General features: G+C 68.2%; 21 protein-coding genes. 1 reads left to right on the forward strand and 20 read right to left on the reverse strand.

Translation table 11 applies throughout. The features are described 5' to 3' along the window. Positions 1 to 327: 327 nt before the first annotated feature. The 5 genes from ACWD26_RS29800 to ACWD26_RS29820 all read right to left on the reverse strand — a co-directional run bounded on the left by ACWD26_RS29800 (position 328) and on the right by ACWD26_RS29820 (position 4,791). Positions 328 to 1,317, reverse strand: coding sequence for a hypothetical protein (locus ACWD26_RS29800; protein ID WP_451275046.1), 990 nt, complete (start codon positions 1,315 to 1,317; stop codon positions 328 to 330). A gap of 58 nt (positions 1,318 to 1,375) precedes the next feature. After that, complete coding sequence (locus ACWD26_RS29805; protein ID WP_451275047.1) at positions 1,376 to 2,161, reverse strand: hypothetical protein; 786 nt, start codon at positions 2,159 to 2,161, stop codon at positions 1,376 to 1,378. A gap of 144 nt (positions 2,162 to 2,305) precedes the next feature. Beyond that, positions 2,306 to 2,890: a hypothetical protein gene (locus tag ACWD26_RS29810; RefSeq protein ID WP_451275048.1), complete on the reverse strand. Its 585-nt coding sequence runs from the start codon at positions 2,888 to 2,890 to the stop codon at positions 2,306 to 2,308. Between the two features lie 85 nt (positions 2,891 to 2,975). Continuing rightward, a complete protein-coding gene (locus ACWD26_RS29815; RefSeq protein ID WP_451275049.1) occupies positions 2,976 to 3,614 on the reverse strand; it encodes a hypothetical protein in 639 nt (212 codons plus the stop codon). 712 nt (positions 3,615 to 4,326) lie between these two features. Further along, on the reverse strand, positions 4,327 to 4,791 hold the full coding sequence (locus ACWD26_RS29820) for a hypothetical protein (protein WP_451275050.1): 465 nt from the start codon (positions 4,789 to 4,791) through the stop codon (positions 4,327 to 4,329). Between the two features lie 74 nt (positions 4,792 to 4,865). Here ACWD26_RS29820 and ACWD26_RS29825 point away from each other — a divergent pair, with 74 nt between their 5' ends. Further along, positions 4,866 to 6,125, forward strand: coding sequence for a DUF1173 family protein (locus tag ACWD26_RS29825; RefSeq protein WP_451275051.1), 1,260 nt, complete (start codon positions 4,866 to 4,868; stop codon positions 6,123 to 6,125). 149 nt (positions 6,126 to 6,274) lie between these two features. Here the strand turns inward: ACWD26_RS29825 and ACWD26_RS29830 are convergent, their stop codons facing one another. From ACWD26_RS29830 to ACWD26_RS29900, 15 genes are all read right to left on the reverse strand, one after another. Then, entirely contained in the window at positions 6,275 to 6,613 is a 339-nt protein-coding gene (locus ACWD26_RS29830) for an SH3 domain-containing protein (protein ID WP_451275052.1), read from the reverse strand. 202 nt (positions 6,614 to 6,815) lie between these two features. Beyond that, on the reverse strand, positions 6,816 to 7,148 hold the full coding sequence (locus ACWD26_RS29835) for a hypothetical protein (protein WP_451275053.1): 333 nt from the start codon (positions 7,146 to 7,148) through the stop codon (positions 6,816 to 6,818). Positions 7,149 to 7,200: 52 nt separating this feature from the next. Continuing rightward, positions 7,201 to 7,599, reverse strand: coding sequence for a hypothetical protein (locus ACWD26_RS29840; RefSeq protein ID WP_451275054.1), 399 nt, complete (start codon positions 7,597 to 7,599; stop codon positions 7,201 to 7,203). Positions 7,600 to 7,678: 79 nt separating this feature from the next. Further along, positions 7,679 to 8,041: a hypothetical protein gene (locus ACWD26_RS29845; protein ID WP_451275055.1), complete on the reverse strand. Its 363-nt coding sequence runs from the start codon at positions 8,039 to 8,041 to the stop codon at positions 7,679 to 7,681. Between the two features lie 633 nt (positions 8,042 to 8,674). Next, positions 8,675 to 9,448 carry an IclR family transcriptional regulator domain-containing protein gene (locus ACWD26_RS29850; RefSeq protein ID WP_451275056.1) on the reverse strand — a complete coding sequence of 258 codons (774 nt, stop codon included), beginning with the start codon at positions 9,446 to 9,448 and terminating at the stop codon, positions 8,675 to 8,677. Positions 9,449 to 9,556: 108 nt separating this feature from the next. Beyond that, positions 9,557 to 9,865: a hypothetical protein gene (locus tag ACWD26_RS29855; RefSeq protein ID WP_451275057.1), complete on the reverse strand. Its 309-nt coding sequence runs from the start codon at positions 9,863 to 9,865 to the stop codon at positions 9,557 to 9,559. Positions 9,866 to 10,095: 230 nt separating this feature from the next. Further along, positions 10,096 to 10,482, reverse strand: a complete 387-nt coding sequence (locus tag ACWD26_RS29860; protein WP_451275058.1) for a hypothetical protein — start codon at positions 10,480 to 10,482, stop codon at positions 10,096 to 10,098. Further along, positions 10,479 to 11,477: a hypothetical protein gene (locus tag ACWD26_RS29865; protein ID WP_451275059.1), complete on the reverse strand. Its 999-nt coding sequence runs from the start codon at positions 11,475 to 11,477 to the stop codon at positions 10,479 to 10,481. The genes ACWD26_RS29860 and ACWD26_RS29865 overlap by 4 nt, the downstream gene beginning before the upstream one ends. 173 nt (positions 11,478 to 11,650) lie before the next feature. After that, complete coding sequence (locus ACWD26_RS29870) at positions 11,651 to 12,277, reverse strand: hypothetical protein (protein ID WP_451275060.1); 627 nt, start codon at positions 12,275 to 12,277, stop codon at positions 11,651 to 11,653. 50 nt (positions 12,278 to 12,327) lie between these two features. Then, complete coding sequence (gene trpA, locus ACWD26_RS29875; protein ID WP_451275061.1) at positions 12,328 to 13,164, reverse strand: tryptophan synthase subunit alpha; 837 nt, start codon at positions 13,162 to 13,164, stop codon at positions 12,328 to 12,330. After that, a complete protein-coding gene (locus ACWD26_RS29880; RefSeq protein WP_451275062.1) occupies positions 13,161 to 14,432 on the reverse strand; it encodes an MFS transporter in 1,272 nt (423 codons plus the stop codon). Before ACWD26_RS29880 ends, trpA begins: the two co-directional genes overlap by 4 nt. Then, positions 14,429 to 15,709 carry a hypothetical protein gene (locus ACWD26_RS29885; RefSeq protein WP_451275063.1) on the reverse strand — a complete coding sequence of 427 codons (1,281 nt, stop codon included), beginning with the start codon at positions 15,707 to 15,709 and terminating at the stop codon, positions 14,429 to 14,431. Before ACWD26_RS29885 ends, ACWD26_RS29880 begins: the two co-directional genes overlap by 4 nt. Before the next feature lie 41 nt (positions 15,710 to 15,750). Beyond that, positions 15,751 to 17,034, reverse strand: coding sequence for an ATP-grasp domain-containing protein (locus ACWD26_RS29890; RefSeq protein ID WP_451275064.1), 1,284 nt, complete (start codon positions 17,032 to 17,034; stop codon positions 15,751 to 15,753). Then, a complete protein-coding gene (locus ACWD26_RS29895; protein WP_451275065.1) occupies positions 17,031 to 18,308 on the reverse strand; it encodes an MFS transporter in 1,278 nt (425 codons plus the stop codon). Before ACWD26_RS29895 ends, ACWD26_RS29890 begins: the two co-directional genes overlap by 4 nt. Positions 18,309 to 18,567: 259 nt before the next feature. Next, on the reverse strand, positions 18,568 to 19,107 hold the full coding sequence (locus ACWD26_RS29900) for a hypothetical protein (protein ID WP_451275111.1): 540 nt from the start codon (positions 19,105 to 19,107) through the stop codon (positions 18,568 to 18,570). Positions 19,108 to 19,494: the final 387 nt, after the last annotated feature.

The following is a 19,494-nucleotide window of genomic DNA, read 5'->3' on the forward strand; positions in this document are numbered from 1 at the left end:
CCTGACCGAGTAGGCGGCGGCCCAGCCCACTCGTCCGGGGTGATCAGTGTTGGCGCATGATCTGGCGCCGATGTTCCTCAGACCCCGGTCCATGTCCATCAGGCCCGTCGACTGATCGAGGCCGATCCGCGCTGGTAGAAGACAACGGGGCGCGCCGTGGAAGGCGGCAGCTTGGCCGTGGAGGTGGTGACCGTATTGATGAAGGCGGGACTGCCTCGGATCTCCACGCTGACCTTCGAGGACCGCCGGTGCGGGCCCTGTCGGTCGTTCCCGGGCCTGCCGCGTTTTAGGTGCTGGGGCGGCAGCACCCGCACCTGTAGAACCGTCTCAGTCCTGGCGCCGCCGGGCGGCCTCGGTGAGCAGGTGGCGCAGTTCGGGTCCGCTGGTGGGGACCTTGACGCTGTGGATGACGGCGTCTCGCGGCTGGCCGACAGGGTCGGTGGCGGACAGCTGCACGTGGTCGGAACGGGTGAGGGTATCGAGGGCCGGTGCGTACTCGTCAACGTCGAGGACGACGGCCAGGGTGGTGCTCACGGGCTGGAGCCATTCGATCTCCAGCCGGATCAGACTGGCAGCCGGTGCCGCGAAGGCCCGCCACCGGGTCGAGGTGTCCGCGCCCCCGGCCGGCGGGTCGGTTGCCAGCATCCGCAGCAGGTCAGCCACATCGGGCCGGGCCGCGAGATCCACGGCCAGGAACACCGGCTCTCCCTCGCCCCGCACGGGGGTCAGGACCCGACGCAGTGGAACGGACTCAGTGAGGACCTTGCGGACTTCGTCCAGCAGGTACGTCTCTTCGTCCACCTCGTCGCGCTGCTGGTCATCGAGGCCGAATCCCAGATCTCCGGCGGGGTAGCGCTCTTCGGCGGGGGCGGTGGCCAGCCGGTGCAGGCACTCGGCGAGCGCATCGCGGACCGGCTGGGTGCCAGGCCGGTCGGCTGCGGTACTGACCAGGGCCTGTCCGGCCAGCAGAAGGAGACACAGGGCGGGCTGGGGTGTGGAGGGATCGAGGCGCAGGACAGGGTCGTGGCCGGCGATGCGGGCGCGCAAGAAACGCAGCATGGACAGGATCGTGGGCGCCAGGTCCGTGAAGACTGGCTCCTCCAGGAGCTCGGCGAACATCAGGTCGCTGCTGGAATTCTGGCGTTCGGTCAGGAGGGCGACGGCTTCGAGAGCTGAGGCCTCGGCGAATAGCATGGCCTCGGCCGTCTGTAGAAGGCTCGGGTCCGTGGTGGGGACGGTGCCCTCGGTGTAGGCGCGCAGCACATTCTCGCCAGCCTCGGTAACGGAAGAGGGCAGATTTTCGTACACCTTGGACACGGGGTTCTGCTTCCTGATCGGTGGGGCAAACGGCGGGTCTGTTGAGTCGTGGCCGGCCTCAGCCGTGCCGCCGTGCCGCTCGCCACTGGCTGCTCAGCTCACGGCTCGCCGTGCGCAGGGCGTGTTGCTTGTTCTCCGGGGCGGCCCAGCAGGTCGCGAAGATCATGTAGGGGGTGTCGCCGTACGGGACGAACCCGAGCGTCGCCCACAGCTCGCGCAGACGGTCACGGGCCCGGGCCCACTCGTCCTTGCTCATGCCCGTCGCGTCGATCGGAGCGGGATGCACCATCACCGCGCGGCAGCCGGGCGCCAGGCGGCGCAAGGCGTCCGCGGCGATCATCGGTCCCAGGCCGAAGCCCCGCCACTCCTCGACGAGCTCGGCCTTGTCGAGGACGAGCAGGTCCTCGCCCCAGACCTCGGTGAGTTCCTCGAACTCCTCGGTGTAGCCGTTGCGCTCGTCGTTGAAGACGGTCTCGGCGATCTCGTAGAGGTTCTGCGATTCCTCTTCCATCGCCCAGAAGGGGTTCTGCGAACCGCCCCAGCGGACCTTGACCAGCTCCAGCACACCGACGTGGAGGCGGTGCGGGCACTCCTCGTCCTCGTCGATGAACCCGCCTTCGGCCTCGGTCCGGTCCCACCTGGCAGTGCACCGGTCACAGGGCGGGATGTCTTCCACACCCAAGCCGTCCTCACCCAGGTGGGCGGTCACCCGCCACTTCTCTAGCGTGTCTTCGCGGTCGCTGTTGTCCAACGACGCATCCAGTTGATACGACAACTGGATGTAGCCGGGGTCGCAGGGCATTTCACTGAGCGGGCGCTTGAGAGCCAGCGGGGCGGAAGTCACCCAGCCAGCGTAGCGGCGGCCTAGGGGCCCCCAGGGCCTCGACGGCGGACGCGCAGTCAGCGTCTTTCGCCGTACGCGGCTTCTTTGAAGAGGTTCTTGTGCTTGAGCGGGGACAGCCAGGCTGGGCAGCCCGCCGGAGCGCTGTCACAGCCCGAAAGCGCCGCGGATCTGCTGGGCGAGATCTTCAGCGAGAGAGACAGCACGATCCTCCGCGCTGACCGTCCGCACCAGAAACAGCATCGCCGGCCTGTAGGCAACCAGCGTCCAAACTGGCTGGCCAAGAGGACCCGGCGCCGTCGGGGCGAGCGCTATCGCAGACGCCATCTGCAACGCATTCTGTAGTGACGGCCAGTCGCTGGTAGGGGCATCGAGAAGGGGCACGCATACCTGCGGCGATGTGAGGAATCCCAGCAGGAAGCCAGCTCCCTCCGAAGGGACGCTGTAGTTGCACAGGGCAGCGAGAGCCCCTGTTGCGTTGGAACCCCGGTACCAGGCTGCGGTCCCGCCTTCCGGCGATGGAGCGCCACCAGCCAACTGTTCCAAGGAAGCGGTGCTCAGTTCATCCGGAGCCATACGTTCCTGGACAGTCGCCTGCTCTGTCGCCGTCAGACGCCGATCGGTTGCACTGATCTCCACGGAGCGCCGGAACGGGAACTCAGGGTCCCCAATGTCGACGATCAACGAGGCCGCGCGGCAGTAGCTACTCGGTGGGCTCGTCATCGAGGTCACCTCCCGCTTCCAGTACGCCTCCGCATGCCCGGAGGCGCCAGCGGGAAGTCTTGGCCGGGCTCGGGCCAGCGAGAACGGCTCCGCCTCAGACAGTGGCCCGGGCAGACTCGGGCAGGCCCTGTCCGGACAGCCACCACGCCGGTGGCTGCGGGGCGTCGTCCTCCCACTGGTGCAGCGTCCGGTCGTCCTGGTGCTCGTCGGAGTGGCCACGCCACCGCGTGCAGTACTGACGCCCCTCGGACGGCACGACGTACATGGACGGGCACCGGTTCCGTCCCTGGAAGCGGACGCGCAGCTCGTCTGGGTAGGTCGTGGCCGGCTCCACGGTCCAGTCCGCGGCCTCCAACGTGGCGACGAGAATGCGCACCGCCTCCAGCGCGGGCTGTCGCTCCAGCCGTACGTAGCCGCCGCGGCTGACGTCCTGCCCGATCGACGTGCTGGAGACGGTGTACGGGTACTTACGCAGGGCCCGGTCCGTGAGGTACCACAGCCACTCCTGCGTCTCCACGAGGAAGTACCCGGTGCGCCGCAGGACCCCGTTCCGCGTGGGGAACTCGTGCAGCCTGCCGACGTCGACTTCCCGCTCACGGCGGCCGGTGGCCGCGTCCGCGATACGCACCCGCTTCCCGCCCGGGCGCACGATCCGTACGCACCGGGTCACCGCTTCCTCGGGTTGCCCGCACGGTGCGTACACCTGCCCACGCCTGAGGTGGTAACTCTCCACGGCAACTCCCGGGGCTCGCGTGGCGACCCGACGACTCTATCCTCGCGCCACCCGGCTCACCGGCCAACGGCGGCTGCGGCGACCTGGGCTGATACAAGAGCGGGTGAGACAGGTCGAGAACGGAATCTCAGTTGATGTTGCCTCTCGATTGCACTTCTGCCGCGCTGTCTCACTTGGTGTTGTCGGTGAGGAAGATTTGGTTCTGTGTCGACGTGGCGGACAAGGCTTTTCCGTGCCATGGAACCGGTGTTCGTCCGGCATGGGCCAGGTGTGATACCGCCGACTTGCGGCGGCCCCAGCTAGCCTCACGGCACCTGCCTGACCCGACCAACATCACCGAGCAGTCGTGTTCGCGTAATCAACGGACGACCACGATGCACTCCGCGGTGGGCGGACACGCCTCCTCGTGGGAAGCCCATACCATCCAGATGAACGCGATGATGAGCGCTAGCACCCCGAAGCCCAGAAAGATCCCTACAAGGATGTCGCGCACTCTTGGGCACCTCCGCCGGATAGCAAGTGAACCTGGCGTCCACAATAGGGGCGCGCCCGCCGGAGGGGTCCCGAACGCTATAGCTATACTCCTTCCGCTTCCGCCGACCTCTGAGAGACAACGTCACCCGAGACGACGGGCGCCCGGCGCAAGCGCGGCGGCAATATCCAGGAAGTGGGGGCAGCCGACGCCCTGACCGGTGCGGATTGCCCCGTCCGTTCACACCGCGTCCGGGATCAGGCCAGCTGGGGCGTTTGCCGTGGTCGCCAGTGCTGTACAGCGCAGCGCACCCCGGAACCAGATCTCTGCCGAAGCCGGCAGACACGTCACCTCAGTCAGGCCCGAGCCGTCGACTCCGCGAAGACGCTCCTCCCAGAGGTTTCGGCAGGCGATGGCAATATCGGTCCCGTCGGCTTGCAATTCCGAACTGGGGCGCAGCCAGAGGCGGGCGAAGTACATCACGAGGTCTGCGGCGCCGTCGGCCATGCCCTGACGCTCTGCTAGTTCCCGAGTGCGCTCGCGAATGTCTGCCGGGACCTCGCTGGTGCCGATCACCGCAGCTGCGGGGACAGGCAGGTGCACGACGGTGTCGGCGAGGCGCTGTCCCAGGTCCTCGGGATCGGTTCCGGGCACCGTGTTGGCGGTGACGAGCAACAGGGCCTCGGCAGGCGCAGACAACTCCATGGACGACAGCCTACGAGTACCGGAATGGGGGGCGAGTCTGAAGTTGTATCCAAGGACCAGTACGGTCCTCCGAAGTGAATCACGTCGGACAGGGGGCGGCGATGGCATATGAGGCGGATGGTCGCGTACGGCTGGGAGGCCGGACCCTGGCTCTGTCGAGATTGCGTGAAAACGCGGGCGAGTACGCCACCCTGTTCAGCCGGGCCAAGGCCGAGATTGGTCACGCCGAATGCCTGTGCCGCACTCCCGCCCTGCGACTCGTCATCCGGTGCAGCCGTGCCGGCCGCTACCACTTGGCGGGCTGGCCGGGCGAGGGCGAGCGGCATGAGGCCGCGTGTCCGTTCCACAAACTCGCCCCCGGCCTGAGCGGCCGGGAAGCATACAGCGCCGAAGCCATCCGAGAAGGCGAAAACGGCGTCTCTATTCGCCTCGACGTTGTCCTTGCCCGCAACCTCACCGAGCCTCCGACCGCCAAGTCGTCCGGAGAGCAGGCGGAAGGGCGGAGCCGCCGTGCGGTAGGCCTGTTGGGCATGCTCCACTGGCTATGGGAAGAATCCCAGTTGACTGCCTGGCATCCACGATGGCGACGCCGGAACTGGTGGATCTGCCATGCGCGACTGTGTCAGCAGATCGAGGACTGTTCCATCAACCAGGACCCGGCGAGCACGGCGCTCTACATCGTGCCGCCGTTCCACCGGGAGACGGCCGAGCGGAACTTGGCAGCGTTCGGGGCTTTCAGGGCACGGCTTGGCCGCCATGGTCTGAAGGAGCACCGGGGCCTGATCCTCGGCGAGATCAAGGCCGTCACTCCCACCCAGTACGGTGCGCGGTACGCGCTCGCCCACCAGCGGGCCCCTCTCTTCGTGTCCGCGGCCCTCTATGAGCGTGTGCGACGTTCCTACCGGCACGTCTTTGCCGAGGCCGGCGCCGAGCACGACGCCCGCCGCGTGGGGCTGTTCCTTGTCGAGCTCAGCCCCAAGGGGCACCTCACCATCGTTGACATGGCGGCCATGCTGCTGAACCGCCTCTACATTCCTGCTGACTCCAGTCACGAGGTAGCCATGGGCAACGCACTCGCCGACCACGGTCGCGCTTTCGTCAAGCCTGTTCGGTACGACGGGACGGACGCTGTCTTCCCGGACTTTGTCCTGACCGACGTCGCACCGCACGCCTACGTAGAGGTGTACGGGATCCGCGGCCGCGAGGCCTACGAAAAGCGCAAGAGCATCAAGCAGGCGCACTACCAGCGCCAGGGGGCCAATCTCATTGAATGGGACGTCCACGAGCCGATGCCCGATCTCGCTCTCCGCAGAGTAAGCCGGACGCCTCGCTGACTGCCTGCACGCCGAGAGAGGGCCGCCCGCCGGCAGGTGGGGGCCCTGGGACGCCAAGTCGAGGGTCAGGTCCCCGAACGGCGCAGGGCGGGCCCCCGTGGGGTGCCCGCCCTGCGTTGGCGCCCTCCCTGAGTGGGAGGCGGTGGGGCCTACGCGACGCCCGCGTACCTCCAGGAGACCCATCCCTTGACGCCCTTGTGGGCACCCTGCCGGATGGTGCTGTAGTACCAGAGGTTCTTGCCGTCACTGGTCTCGTAGGTGCAGTGGTAGGTGAAATCCGTTCCCTTGGCGAGCTGGCCCTTGGAGCTGTAGCTCGTTCCCGGACCGCTCCGGAGGTTCACGTTGCTCGTGGTGGTCTCCCACACGCTGCCGGGCAGGTTGTCCTTGACGTTGCACTTCGACGAACCGACAGCGTTCGCCGCCGGGGCCAGTGCGACGGCCCCGCCCAGAAGGACGCTGGCAGTCAGGCCTACGGATACTGCGCGCATACGGATACTCAAGGGACTTCCCTCCTGGTCGTGAATTCCTTGAAAGGGCAGTTGCAGCGTGGCCTATTCGCCCTGTCGAATTTTTTCGCATTCCGCAATGAGGGGCGCATCCATAAGATTTCGCGTGGCGAATACGTATGCCACCGGGCGGGGCCGCAACGGACCCGCCCGGTGGCGTCATCTGGCAAGAACGAGGAGGTGATCAGACCGCGCGCGGGTCGGCGCAGGCCAACTTCACCCAGCCCTTCTTGGCGGTCTTGCCGTGGTGCCAGGTGCCGTACCAGTACGAGATGGTGTCGTTCTTGTTGAGCCACGACTTGGTGATGTGGCCGTAATCCTTGCCCTTTTCGTACACGTACATCACGTGCTTGCCCTTGCCGTTCGGCTTGGTACGCACGTCGGCTTTCTTGCAGGTGATCTGCTGGTTGAAGCTGTCGGCCGCCATAGCCGGTGCTGCCGCCGAGATGCCCACACCTGCGGTGAGGGTGAGTCCGAGCGCGGTCACGGCCGTGGCGCGGCCCAGGAGTGTCTTCATGTTCGTCCTCGCTATTGCCTGTGGATGTCGTTCCGGGGTTGATCGGAGGACGTCAGTCGACGTACCACTCGCGCTTCGCGGAGCAGTTCTTGGGCGCCTTCCCGGTCTTGACTACGCACACCTGGATCAGGTGCGTGCCCTCGAACAGCGTGGGCTTCTTCGAGGTACACGCGTCGTTGTTGTAGTTGTCCTTGACGCTGGTGAGGAGTCGACCGTCCTTGGCGAAGACGCGGGTGAGTGCGCTGTAGCCGTCGGTCTTGATGTCACATGCGTAGATCCGTTCGGATCCGTAGTAGTACCAGCCCTCGGCGCCGCGGCCGTTGCTGAACACGCGGCCGGAGCTATCCGCGGAGGCGGGAGTGGCGGCCAGACCTGCGGTGAGGGCAAGGCCCAGGGTCGCCACGAGGGTGGCGCCGGCGCGGGCCCGTGAGCGCTTCGTCAGTTGTGGCATGGGGGTATTCCGTCCTCGGATGCCGTGGAGTGCAGCTCTGCGTAGCTGCGGAGGTTCTGTCCTGGGGGGCGGAGGCCGGTCAGTCCAACTGCATCGGCACAGGCACATAGCGCTGGGAAACCCAGCCCCACTTGCCCTTGTGCGCGCCGTTCTTGACCTTCAGGTACGACCAGCTCTTGTCGGAGCCGGTGGATCCGCGGTTGCAGGCCCAGTACACGCGGGTGTCCTCGGCGAGCTGCCCCTTCGCCGTGTACTTGGTCCCCGGCCCCGTCCTGAACTTGACGGTGGCGGAGACCCGGGTGTCCAGCTTCACCGACTTGTTGCAGGCGCTCTTGCCGACCGCGGCAGGGGCGGCCGAGGCGGTGGTCGCCATCGCGCCGGCGGTCACAGACAGGGCCAGCGTGGCTGAGGCGATCAGACGCCCAGTAGTGCGGAACTTCATGCGAACTTCCCCGTTCGAGGTTTTGGCATTCCTTGGAAATGGCATTGCCGGTAGGGACGTGACGGAAGTCAATTGAATGTTCCAGGGGCATGTCAACTTTTTACGCGTGACGCAATGGTCGTCGATCCGTTGGATTCCGCGAGACGCAAAGATGCAGGTAGCGGAGGCTTGGTCTGTCTATGCGCGCGAGCCGCAATGGGCGCTTTCGTGTGGCGCAATAGGCCGTCCATATCGGCCGACGTGCTTGGTCTCATTTCGCGCAGCGAAAAATTTGACAGGTGTACTTGAGGGCTGCGCCTACTTCAGCGCCAGCGGGGCAGCGTCTGTCAAGGAGATCAACATGCCCGAGAGTAAGATGATCACCATCAGGTGTCCAGAATCGGATCGCACCGGCAGGTCGGACGCCACCAGGGGCGACGCTATGGGCATCAGTCCCCCACACAGGGAGACCCCACCAGCGATCCGAACTGGTGGGGTCTCCCTGTACGCAGAGACAATCCCGCTGCTTTACCCCGGGGAGTGAGGAACCGGCATGCTCCGCCAGCGCTTTCGCGCCCACGTGTTTCCCAAGGCGCTGAAGACGAATGTTCGCTGTGAACGGCCCGCCCTTTCAGCCGTTGCTCGGTGGCCTTGTCAGCCAGCGCAGCGCCCGCTGTCCCACCAGGGTATTGGGGTGGTGCCGGTACCGCCCGACTCGATCTTTCTGGCGGCCGCCATCGTCGCGGCGACCGGAACCTGCAAGTCTTGCGGCATCAGCGGGGCGGGCATCAGTACGGAGACGGCTCCGTAGATGGCATCGCCCCACATGACCGGCGCGGCGATCTCGGCCCACCCGGTCATCTCCTCGTAGCCCACGGCGTATCCGGTCTGCCGGACGGTCTCCAGAGATGCGCGGAAGTCGGCCGACTGGAGTGCGCCCGGTCCGGCGGCGTCGGGAAGAGCCTCCTCCGCTATGGAGGCGATCATGTGCGTAGGCAGATGTGCCGCGATCGCTCGCCCGGAGGCACCGACACGCAACGTGCTGCCCAGTTGGACGAAGTCGGTCACGCTCAGGCCCAGAGCGTCGAGACTGTACCGCCCCGCAGCGTCGCTGATCACCCGCCCAGGCTGGCCGTATGGGGAGAGGACCCACAACAGCGCGAGTCCGTCCAGGACCCGGCTGAGCCGCTCCAGGACCAGGCGAGACGCCTGAGGGCCGGGCGCGGCCGCCGCCATCGCCTGCATGCCGATTCGCGCCGCGCCGGGCCCGAGCCGGTACCGCCCGGCGGGCCTGCGAACGAAGAGGCTGGGAGTGCCGGACTGCAAGATTCGATAGACCACGGTCGGGTGGAGCCCCGTGGCTGCTGCGATTTCGCTAGGACCGTGATCGAGGCCAGACAAATAGGTGAAGGCCTCTACTACCTGCATGACCCTTCGTGCATGAGCGGTGCCGCCTGGTCGGGTGGCACCTGCTTCTTCTTGTGCCACCGTCGTACGGGCCTTCTGTGGTGCAGTGCTGGCCAACTCGGCCCTCTCTTAGTGGGTCAGGGCGCCGGTGATGAGCCACGCGGCCCAGATCAGGGGGATGAGCGCGACGTACGCCAGCGGGCGGTGCAGGATGGGCTTGCCGAGCGGGAGCTGACGCCTGCCGGGTACGGGGACGGCTGGCTGGAGCCGACGCAGCTTGCGGTAGGCGGCCCAGTTGGAGGCCAAGGCGAACGGGGTCCCGAAGATGAGGGAGCCGACGCCCCACCAGCCCTGCCAGAGCGTCTTGGTGGTCATCTTCCGCACCAGGGCAATACCGCAGATGGCGCAGAAGGGGCCGTCGAGCGTGTGCCATCGCATGGCGAGGATCAGGCCCTGGTGGGCGCGAATCGTGACCGGAGCAATGGGTGCAACGCCGCACACTTTGCAGCCGAGTGTCGGCGCGGTTGGCATAGCCGTCGGGCTCTCCGTCGACCACCAGGCGGGCGGCGCGGAGGGCGACTGGTTTTGGTGGTACCAGGCGGGTGGGGTGTAGACGGGCACGAACTCACGGTCCGGGCCGGAGCCGGGATTCGGCTGGGAAGAGGTGGTCATGAGGGGATCTCCGAGGGGCTTTCCAGGTCTGCGGGCTGGGGATGAAAGGCGGGCTCCCAACCGGGTGCGTCGTGCCATGTGCTGTGGGCGACGCAGCGCAGAGCCCAGCCAAGGGCGCTCACCTGCGCGCTGAAGTAGTCGTTGTCCGTGAGGGCGGCCAGTTCGCGCTTCCCGTCCCATTCCGCGAAGATTTCGCGGACGCCGGCCGCCCACTTCCGTTCCTCGGTGCAACCGGTCGCCTCCGCATGGTCCAGGCGTCCGCGGACGAACGCAGCGAGGCGCGCGTCGCGATCCTTCTCCCAGGCGGGATCCGGGATTTGCACAGAGAAGACCAGCGGGCCCGGCTCCCGGACGCTGCCGACAGGCCGATGAGAGGCGGTCATCGCGAAGCCACCATCTCGTCCTCGAAGGCCAGGACCCGCGGCTTGCTGTTCGGGCTCAGCGCCGCTATCGCTTGCCCCTGGTACTCGTCGACGACGACGGGGCGCTCGGCGCTGTTGTAGACCGCCTCCGCGGGCCCTGGGATGATCCGGCCGCCGCTCATGTACTGCTTGTGGAGGAACTCCGCCTTGTACGCGCTCGGGAAGGCGGCGAGCACGCCGCCGTCCGCGAGCCGCAGGGCGTAGACCTTCGGGTGTGCAGGGTCGGCGGCGACGTAGGTCAGCGTGCGCCAGCTGAGGTCTTCCTCAGCCGTGCTCTTGTTGCGCTCCTTGTGCCACTTGATATGGGTGCGGACGGCCGGTGTGGAGGCCAGCTGCGCACCAGACTTCTTGCCGCCGGTCTCCAGCAGGTCTACGAAGGTGTCGCCGAGCTGATCAGGGGCGAGCGCACCCACGCGCTTGGACGGGTCGACGGGCGTGGCATGCCCGTTACGGTCGACAGCGACCTTCGGGATCGTTTCATCCTTGTCGAACCAGACAGCAGCGACCATCTTGTAGGTGCCGCCCACCTTGTCGAAGACCACCAGCGACTTGGCCTTTTCGCTGCTGGACGTGCCCTGCACGGCGAACCAGGAAGCACCTGATCCGGCAGTGGGGATGTAGTACTTCCGGTTCGTGTAGAAAAACGGCGAACCGTAGCGCTTCTGCTCCTTCTTCGACCAGGTGTCCCACTGCTTGTAATCCGCCCTGGACTGCGCATTGACCTGCCCGGCCTCGACCGTGGACAGCAGCTTGGCATCCTGTGTGCGGTTGGCCCTGTTGTTGACCTTCTCGTAGGTGTCGAGGATCTTCTCAGCGGTCGCCTTCGTCACTACGCCCTTCGAGGCGGGGCTAGCGCTCGTTGGGGCGTTGTCGGCCATGCCGCTGTCCGAGCCTCCACCGCAAGCGGTGAGGCCCAGCGCCACCGCCGCACCGAGGGCGACGGCACCGGCATGCATGCGACGTGGGAAAGGAGGTTGGTGGGGGGACGGCATCTGGATCACTCCTGGTGAGTTGACAAGGGGCGGGCGCTCCACGTCGATACGAGGGGCACCCGTGCTGTGTGTGTGGGGGGCAGGCGGGTGCGGTCCCGCGCCCGCCTCGCTGTGCGAGTAGTGGGCGCGACGTCAGATCAGCTCTTCACGGGCCACACCAGGGGCTCCTTGTAGAAGCCCTGTGTGAGCTCAACTGCTGCCGCCTTCTGGCCCTGCGGGATGAGGAAGGCGGTGCAGATGCGTTCCGACTGGCCGGGCGCGAGCTTCTTGTCGGGGTCGAAAGCAGGGCAGTCGGGCCACTTCGCCTGGCCCAGCAGCACGATGAGGGCGCGAGTGCGCTGGCCTGCGTCCGTCTTGACGACCAGATCGTCATCCATGTCGCCGAGCGCCATGGCCTTGCCGCTCTTGTGCGTGAGCGTCGACCAGACGTACACGGGCACCTTGGGGCCGTCCTTCTTGTCCTGCTCAAGACCGGAGTTGTCCATGTCGGCCTTGGTGCCGGTGGCCACCCTGGTCGGCGTGACCGTGTATGTGGCCCCTGCGGAGTTTTGCATCTGGCTCTCCTGGGCCGGACTGGCCTCGCCCAGGCGGAACGTGGTCTTCTCCTTGGCCGCGCTCGTCGTTGAGGCGGAGCTTGCGGCCGTGTCGGCGGCGCCGGTGTCCGAGCCGGCACCGCAGGCGGTGAGGGCGAATGCCGTCGTGACGCCGAGCGCGAGCAGGGGCAGGCTGCGCAGGCGGGGGACCTGGGGTGTGGGATGAGACATGGTGGGTGTTCCTCCTCCTGGAACGGGTGAGTGCTGAGGGGATCTGTTGGTCAGGCTGCGGAGCGCCGGGCGCGGCGTACTCCGGCGGCGAAGTCGCGGGCGACTTCGGCGGCGGCGGTCGCGGGCGTGTCGGCTCGGTCCCGCATTCGGCGGATCAGTGCCGAGCCGACCACCACGGCGTCCGCAAACGCCGAGACATGCGCGGCCTGATCCGGTGTGCTCACGCCGATGCCGACCGCAACCGGCAGACGGGTCGCGGAGCGAAGCCGGTGCACCTGCCACGACAAGTCGGAGCTGAGCGGACGCTGGGACCCGGTCAGGCCGGGGGTGGCGGGGGCGTAGACCATGCCGCTGTGGGACGCGCCGATCGCCGCGAGCTGCGCGACAGAGGCGCCCGATGGGACCAGAGGAACGGCGTGCAGGCCCGCCGTGGCGGCAGCCGCCCTCCAAGCGGTGGCCGCCGACTGGGGGAGGTCAGGGATGAGCACGCCGGCGCCGCCCGCAGCGGCCAGCTGACTCGCAAAAACCTGCGGACCGTACTGCGCGATCGGAGCCCAGTACGACATGACCAGCAGTGCGGCCGGGGTGGACGCGGTGAGTTCCGAGGCGGCCGTGAAGACGTCGTCCATGTCGAACCCGCCGGCCAGGGCCTGGGCAACGGCTCCCCGGATCACAGGGCCGTCCAGGACCGGTGAGGTGTGCGGGATACCAATCTCCAGCACATCGGCGGACTGGGCCATCAGATGCAGGGCGTCCAGGCTTGCCGTGCGCGTTGGATAGCCGAGCGGCAGGTACAGGCCGAGTGCGGCCCGAGATTCGGCGCGGCTGGCGGCGAGGGCGCGGTCGAGGTGGGAGGCGGGCCGGGACGACGGGGTGGGTGTGATCATGACGGCCTCTCGGACGACGGGCGAAGGGAGCGGGCGGCGGCCGTACGGAGCGCGAGGCGCTGGCAGACCGGGGCAGCGAGAAGGAGGGCGAGGGCGGCCGCGGCGGTCGGAAGGAGCCAGGATCCGGCGAGCGGCCCGGCGGCCGCCGTGCCCAGGGCCTGGCCCAGTCCGAAGGCCGCAATCAGCCAGCCGTACGCCTCGACGAGCGTGCCGGGCAGCGCCAAGTCGGCGACGACCTGGTAGGCGCACGTCAACAGCGCGCCGAAGGCCATGCCAGGGAGTACGGCAAGGGCGAGCGCCACATACGGCGGCGGGTCGAGGCACAGCGGTACCCAGGCGGCTACGAACACCGTGGCGGTCAGCGCCAGTTGTCGAGCGAGTGGAACCGGCAAGGGCAGAGCGGTCCACGCGGCCGTGCCCAGAAGCGCCCCCACCGAGACCCCTGCGGGCAGCACGCCCGCCAGCCACTCGGCGGCATGACGTTCACTTGCCGCCAGGGCAGCAACCGACAATGCCCCAAGTGACGCGCCGATCGCGGTAAGTACGAGCAGCATCCACCGCAAACCGCCCGAACGCAGGGCACCGAGCGCCCCCTGGCGAGTCGGAACGGGTCGCCACCTGCGGGAAGGAGCCGATGCAGCGACGACGAGCGCCCCTCCCATCCCGAGGACAGCAGCCACGGCGAAGACGAGCCCGGGGGCTGCCACAGAGGCCACAACAGCGGCCGTGAGCGGGCCGACGACGTAGACGAGTTCCTGACTCCCGCTGTCGAGCGCGAAAGCGGCGCGCAGGTGCCGTGGCGTGGGAGTGAGCGCGGGCCACAGCGCCCTGAGCGCACCTTCCATCGGAGGGGCGCTTGCCCCCGCAACGACCACCGCTGTGGCCGCCATCGGCAGGTCGGCGGTCTCGGCGGCCGCCAGGACGAGTAGCGCGGCCGTTGACACGATGCAGCCGCCCAGGAGCGTGAGGGTCTGTCCGCGCCGGTCGACCAGGCGGCCGAGCAGCGGCTGTCCGACGGCCACCGAGAGGCCGTACAGGGAGGCGAGCATTGCCCCCGTGCCATACCCGTGACCGTCCGCCCGCGCGGCAATCAGCAGCGCCACCGGCATCATGCCCAGCGGCACCCGCCCCACGAGAGTGGCGCCCAGCAGCCGCGCGGCGTACGGCAACCGCAGTACCCCGCCCCAGTGCACGGGGTGCCGCTGATCTACCTGGTTCGCAGGCGCGGCACGTTCGACCGGAGCGGGAGGTGTCCCGACCACGCTCACGGGCGGCCTCCCCGATACAGGCCCTCGCGCTCCAATGCCCGGATGACGCGGTAGTCCGCCTCGACGGCCTCCGGCTCGTCGCTGCTGAGCACGACCTCGGCGCCCGCCAAGGGAGTAGAGGCCGGGGCCTGCGGCTGGAGGCCCGCGCTCACGGCAACCACCGTGGGCAGCTGGCGCAGAATCCGGCCCAACCAGGGGTCGATCCCGTGGCCGCCATCGGTGGGTTGGAGGTGGACGCGCACGACCCGGCGATCGGTCGGAGCAGGAACAAGTTCGGCGGGGGAGGGCGAGATCCATGCGTCCAGCACGTCCGCAAACCGCTCGCGTCCGGTGGCGGTTCGCAAGGCCTCGTCGGCAAGCGACGGACCTGGAGCCGCTAGGGCCGAAATCAGCAGAGGTCCGCGCGTGGCACCGTAGGCGATACGGCTGATGACCGGACCGCGCACGACACCGAGTTCATCGAGCACACGCAGCGTGTACATCGACAAGGCCCGGGTCAGCAGGGGCTGACGGTCCAGCAGATCGGTACGCGCCAGCCTGCCATCGGGAGACCGCGTCTCCGCCCAGATGTCAGTGACGACGTGGTTCGGCTGCCCCGCCGTTCCAGGCATGGTCACGCTGTGAACCAGATACTGGCGGCCGGGCAGGTTCTCGGTGAGCACCAGGTGGGCGTCTCCGGAGTACCGGGCGGCGGCCCGCCGCATAGCGGGCCAGGCCGCGCTGACTTGGAGCTCGTGCTTGCATACCACCGGTTCGACGGGCACACCGACGGCGGCCGGAGCCAGCACATAGCTGGACAGTGGGAAGAGCTGGGCCCACTTCAGGGCCTCGGACAGGCTCGTGGTGCGCACGCTGTTCGGCGCCGGGACTCCATCTGCGGCCAAAGCGGCCGCCTGCGCACCACGGTCGTAGCGCAGATGTGAGGTATCGGGGTCTCCGCCGGGGAGATCGAGCAGCGAGGCGATCCGATCGGCCAGGGCTATGCCCGGCGCGCTTCCGGCGACGACAGCCGATACCCCCAGCGCGCGCAGGGCTTTCGCCGTTTGTCTCAGTGAGCCGCGATGCTCCACGGTGTCCGCGTACGGCCCGCAGATGCTCGCCCCGGCGAGCGCCAGGGGCCGGAGCCGTGCGGCAAGGTCGACTGCGACGGTCTTCCAGCCCTTGCGTGCGAGGGCCTCCGCGTACCCGCCGCCGCTGTATGGAGCGACGACTGCCGCCGTGCCGGCGTCGGCGACGGACCGGGCGGAGGCTACGAGCGGGGTGGCGGCGACGGTCATGGGATCTGTCTCCAGGCGGCAGGAACGGGAGGTGAGCGAGGTCAGCGGGTGCAGGCGGTCGTGTGCACTGAGGCACCGATTCGGGCGGTGACCTGCGAGAACACCTGGGCGATTCGCCAATCGGATTCGGCACGGTCCGCGCCGGTGACCACCCAGTGGGCGAGCCGGTCATCGATGGAGGCATGTGGCGGGGCGGTGACCCGATCTCCCGGATGCCGGGTCCAGACAAGCCGGTCCAGCCACCTCTCGAAGCGCACAGCGGCAGGTGCGCTGAGGTGGGTCACCACTCCGGTGGCGGGCGGGTACAGGAACTGCACCGCCGCCGCACGCCGATGGGTCGGAGCCAGGTCGGGCACCGCACTGGTGGCGAGGGCGGCCGCCGCCTGGGCCAGGTCGATGCCGGTGGCAAGCCGCACCAGATGAGGGATGAGGTCGCCGCCCGGCCGGGCGTTGACCTCGATCAGGACGGGACCACGGGCCGTCAGTCGCAGCTCGATGTGCAGAACACCGCGCTCGATGCCTAGCGCCTGCACGGCGTCGATGACGGTCTGGGCCACCGTGGCATCGCCCAGCAGCGGGTCCGCGGCGTCGACCAGGTGCCCCACCTCCTGGAAGCGGGGCTCCGCGCCCAGCCGCTTACGGGTGATGGCCACGATCCGTACGTCGTCATGGCCGAGTACGACGGTCTCCGCGCTGATCTCCGGGCCAGCGAGGTACTCCTCAACCAGGACCCCACGCACCGCAAAGGCGTCCAGGCCCAGTACCGTCTCCCGGCTTGCGCGCCGGAAGGCCTCGCGGACCTCAGCGTCGGTGTCGGCGCGGACCACTCCGGCGCTGCCGCCCATTCCCCGGGGCTTGACCACGACGGGGTACCCCAGCGACCGGGCAGCGTCCACGGCCGCGTCCTCGTCAGCGACGAGGTGGGAGACGGCCGACGCTACGTCGTGCTCCGCGAAGACCCGTCGGGTCCGCGCCTTGTCCCGGCAGGCGGCCACCGACGCTGGAGAGGTACCGGGCAGGCCGAACCGCTCGGCAAGCTGGGCAGCGGCTACGACGTAGTGCTCCATGTAGGTGCAGATGCCGCCCAGCGTGGTCTCCTCGTTGAGCTGCTTGACGGCAACCGCCAAAGCCTCCGGGTCCGCGAGGTCGACCGTCACCTCTCGATGCACGTAGGGCCTCGCCCAGGAGGACGGTTCGCTGTCCACGAGCACGATCGAGTGCACGGCTGAGATCCGCTTGAGTAGATGCTCGCGATAGGGACGGGAGCCCGCGCCCAGGAGCAGGACGGGGCGCGCCGCGTGCGCGCTGTCGGTGGAGCGCATCATCGTCCTTCCTCTGGGATAGGCCCGACGCGGGGCCGAGAGCGTGCTCGGGGCTGGCGCAGAAGCAGACCGAGCGGCAGGCACACCGCGGCGCCGAGGACGCCGCAGGAGAATGTGGTGAGTCCGACAAGGCCCGGGCCGCCCTGAGTGAGGGACCAGCCCGCGAGCGCGGGAGCGCAGATGATGGCGCTGGCGAGCGTCGAGCCCCAGATGCCGGCGTACAGACCCCGGGCATGCGGTGGGGCAATGCGGTCCACGATGGCGGTGGCCGCGACGAACGCGACGATCTCGCCGGGCACGGCGGCGGCCGCGGCCGCGGCGTACTGAAGAGTCGAAGAGGCCAGGCCTGCCGAACCGATCCCTGCCCCCAGCACCAGGGAGCTGGCAGCCAGGAGCCCCACCATGGACGAGGACCGGGTCTTGCGGGCAAGCCAGTTGTTGAGGGGGAGCGACAGGATCAGGACCGCGGCGGCGCTGGCGACCTGGGTCCATCCGTAGGCCGACGCGGGCAAGCCGTTGCGCTCCATGAGCAGCGGCATGATGCTGAACAGCCCGGCCACCGGGGTCAGTGCCAGGAGGCTGGCCAGCCAGAGCAGCCCGAGCCGGACATCCCGCAGTGCCGATCGCATGCTGCTGCTGGAAGCAGACGTCAGCGCGCGAGGGCTATCGGCTTTCATGGTGCGCAGGGCGACGAGCGCGAACAAGGCACACGCCAGGGCGTTGATCCAGAAGAGCAACGGGAGGCCAGTGCTGTCCGCGAGCAGACCGCCGGTGGCGCCGGTGATAGCGGCGCCGACATTGATCGCGAAGTGGCGCCATCCGGTGACGCGTGCGCGCGTGGCATCGTCGCGAACCTCGTCGGCGACGACCGCAGAGACGACCGGTCGCGGAGCGTCGTAGACGACGCCCGCGACGATGGCCGCCGCTCCGACTGAAAACGGGTTGCTGACCTCAGCCAACAAGGGCAGCACCACCGCGGCCAGCAGCATTGCGCTAACCAGAGTGGAACGGCGCCCCAGGACATCGGCCAAGCGACCCCACAGGATCTGACCGGCGAGCCAGCCCACGCCGTACAAGGCGAGTACGCCGCTGATGCCTTTCGTTGAAAAGCCGAGGTCAGCGAGTCGGTAGGCGAGGAAAGGGTAGCTGAATCCCGCCGCGCGGACTGCGCCGGCCCCAACCACGAGGACCCAGATGTGTGCGTTATCACGGCGGCCGTTTGAAGGTGTGGGCTGCTGTGACGAGGGTGGTCTTGTGACAGGCAGGGTTGCGGGCACGGGTGCTCCTGGACAGAGGGGAGCCACGGCGTCAGACGAATCCGGGGCGCCCGGGTCAGATGACGTCGTGGGGGGCCGTTGGGGGTGCCGCCGGGGATGACGGCACCCCGCGGGGCCGAGGACCGCAAACGTGGAGGAAACGCGCAGTCTCATTGAGCCGGAGGCACGGCTCACTGCTCGGCCGGTCCCGGTCAGCGGTTAGCCGCTGACCGGGCGTCAGCGACGCAGCTGGTGCGGATGTGCGAGACGGGAGCGGCGTCTACACGGTCGGGGATGCGGAGAACTGAATGGGGGCCCGGTAGCCCTTGCCGTCACCCGACCAGTCCAGCTGGATGTAGCCGTCGGCGAGGTAGCGGCCCGATCCGGCCTTGTACTTGAGCGTCCCCGTCTTGTACGAGCCGTTGCCCGTGGCGCTGCTGTTTTCGAGCGCGCCTTCCAACCCGGTGTAGCTGGCGGACTTCACGACCGGGTCCGCGCCGCTCACGCTCTTCTTGGTCTGGAGGTGGAAGCGCGCGTTGTCGAAGGTGAAGTGGTTGTTCGTGCCGGACGAGTAGGGGCCGTCCCAGTAGACCGTGGCCGTGGTGTAGACGTAGCCGCCGGACCGCTTGGCGCACAACTTGACGGTGAACGCCCAGTTGTCGGAGTCGGGGCCGTTGTACGACGGGTCGTCAAAAGACTTGCTGCTGCTGGTCTTGCAGGAGTAGCTGGCCGCGGAAGCCGTTCCGGCGGTGGCGAGCGTGGTGCCGGTGACAGCGGCGGCAGCGAGCAGGGTGACGGCGGTGCGCTTGAGCGCGGGCATGAACAAAGAAGGCACGGAGGGCTCCCTCTGCGATGCGGGGAGCCCTGGCTCTCGGAACGGCCGTGTCCAAAAAACGGGGGAAGTGATCCCCTGAATCCTGGGCATGACTATCCTGAGTACGGCGTGGTTGCACACGCCTGCTAGAGCACCCCAGTGGGTTGGTTGGGTTCCGATCGCTGGTGGTGCGTTTGACTCGGGCGAGTCACCGGTGGCCGTTCTCCTGCGCGAACAGGGGGGCGGCCACCATGCGTATCGAGTTGTTGAGCGGCCCTACGGCTTGTGGAGAGCCGCCTGACGCGGCTGTTCTCCCCGCGCGAACAGGGAGCCACAGGCCGAGATGGGCCGAATTGTCCGGTGACGCCGTATTGTCGGCTGAGAGCCATCAGT

The organism is Streptomyces sp. NPDC002787 (genome assembly GCF_053592095.1).

Bases quoted from the DNA above. Each gene is read 5' to 3' on its own strand.
- ACWD26_RS29860 (WP_451275058.1), bottom strand. From the start codon at position 10,482: ATGACCGCCTCTCATCGGCCTGTCGGCAGCGTCCGGGAGCCGGGCCCG.
- ACWD26_RS29850 (WP_451275056.1), bottom strand. From the start codon at position 9,448: ATGCAGGTAGTAGAGGCCTTCACCTATTTGTCTGGCCTCGATCACGGT.
- ACWD26_RS29890 (WP_451275064.1), bottom strand. From the start codon at position 17,034: ATGATGCGCTCCACCGACAGCGCGCACGCGGCGCGCCCCGTCCTGCTC.
- ACWD26_RS29870 (WP_451275060.1), bottom strand. From the start codon at position 12,277: ATGTCTCATCCCACACCCCAGGTCCCCCGCCTGCGCAGCCTGCCCCTG.
- ACWD26_RS29835 (WP_451275053.1), bottom strand. From the start codon at position 7,148: ATGAAGACACTCCTGGGCCGCGCCACGGCCGTGACCGCGCTCGGACTC.
- trpA (WP_451275061.1), bottom strand. From the start codon at position 13,164: ATGATCACACCCACCCCGTCGTCCCGGCCCGCCTCCCACCTCGACCGC.
- ACWD26_RS29845 (WP_451275055.1), bottom strand. From the start codon at position 8,041: ATGAAGTTCCGCACTACTGGGCGTCTGATCGCCTCAGCCACGCTGGCC.
- ACWD26_RS29820 (WP_451275050.1), bottom strand. From the start codon at position 4,791: ATGGAGTTGTCTGCGCCTGCCGAGGCCCTGTTGCTCGTCACCGCCAAC.
- ACWD26_RS29840 (WP_451275054.1), bottom strand. From the start codon at position 7,599: ATGCCACAACTGACGAAGCGCTCACGGGCCCGCGCCGGCGCCACCCTC.
- ACWD26_RS29855 (WP_451275057.1), bottom strand. From the start codon at position 9,865: ATGCGATGGCACACGCTCGACGGCCCCTTCTGCGCCATCTGCGGTATT.
- ACWD26_RS29830 (WP_451275052.1), bottom strand. From the start codon at position 6,613: ATGCGCGCAGTATCCGTAGGCCTGACTGCCAGCGTCCTTCTGGGCGGG.
- ACWD26_RS29900 (WP_451275111.1), bottom strand. From the start codon at position 19,107: ATGCCCGCGCTCAAGCGCACCGCCGTCACCCTGCTCGCTGCCGCCGCT.
- ACWD26_RS29885 (WP_451275063.1), bottom strand. From the start codon at position 15,709: ATGACCGTCGCCGCCACCCCGCTCGTAGCCTCCGCCCGGTCCGTCGCC.
- ACWD26_RS29865 (WP_451275059.1), bottom strand. From the start codon at position 11,477: ATGCATGCCGGTGCCGTCGCCCTCGGTGCGGCGGTGGCGCTGGGCCTC.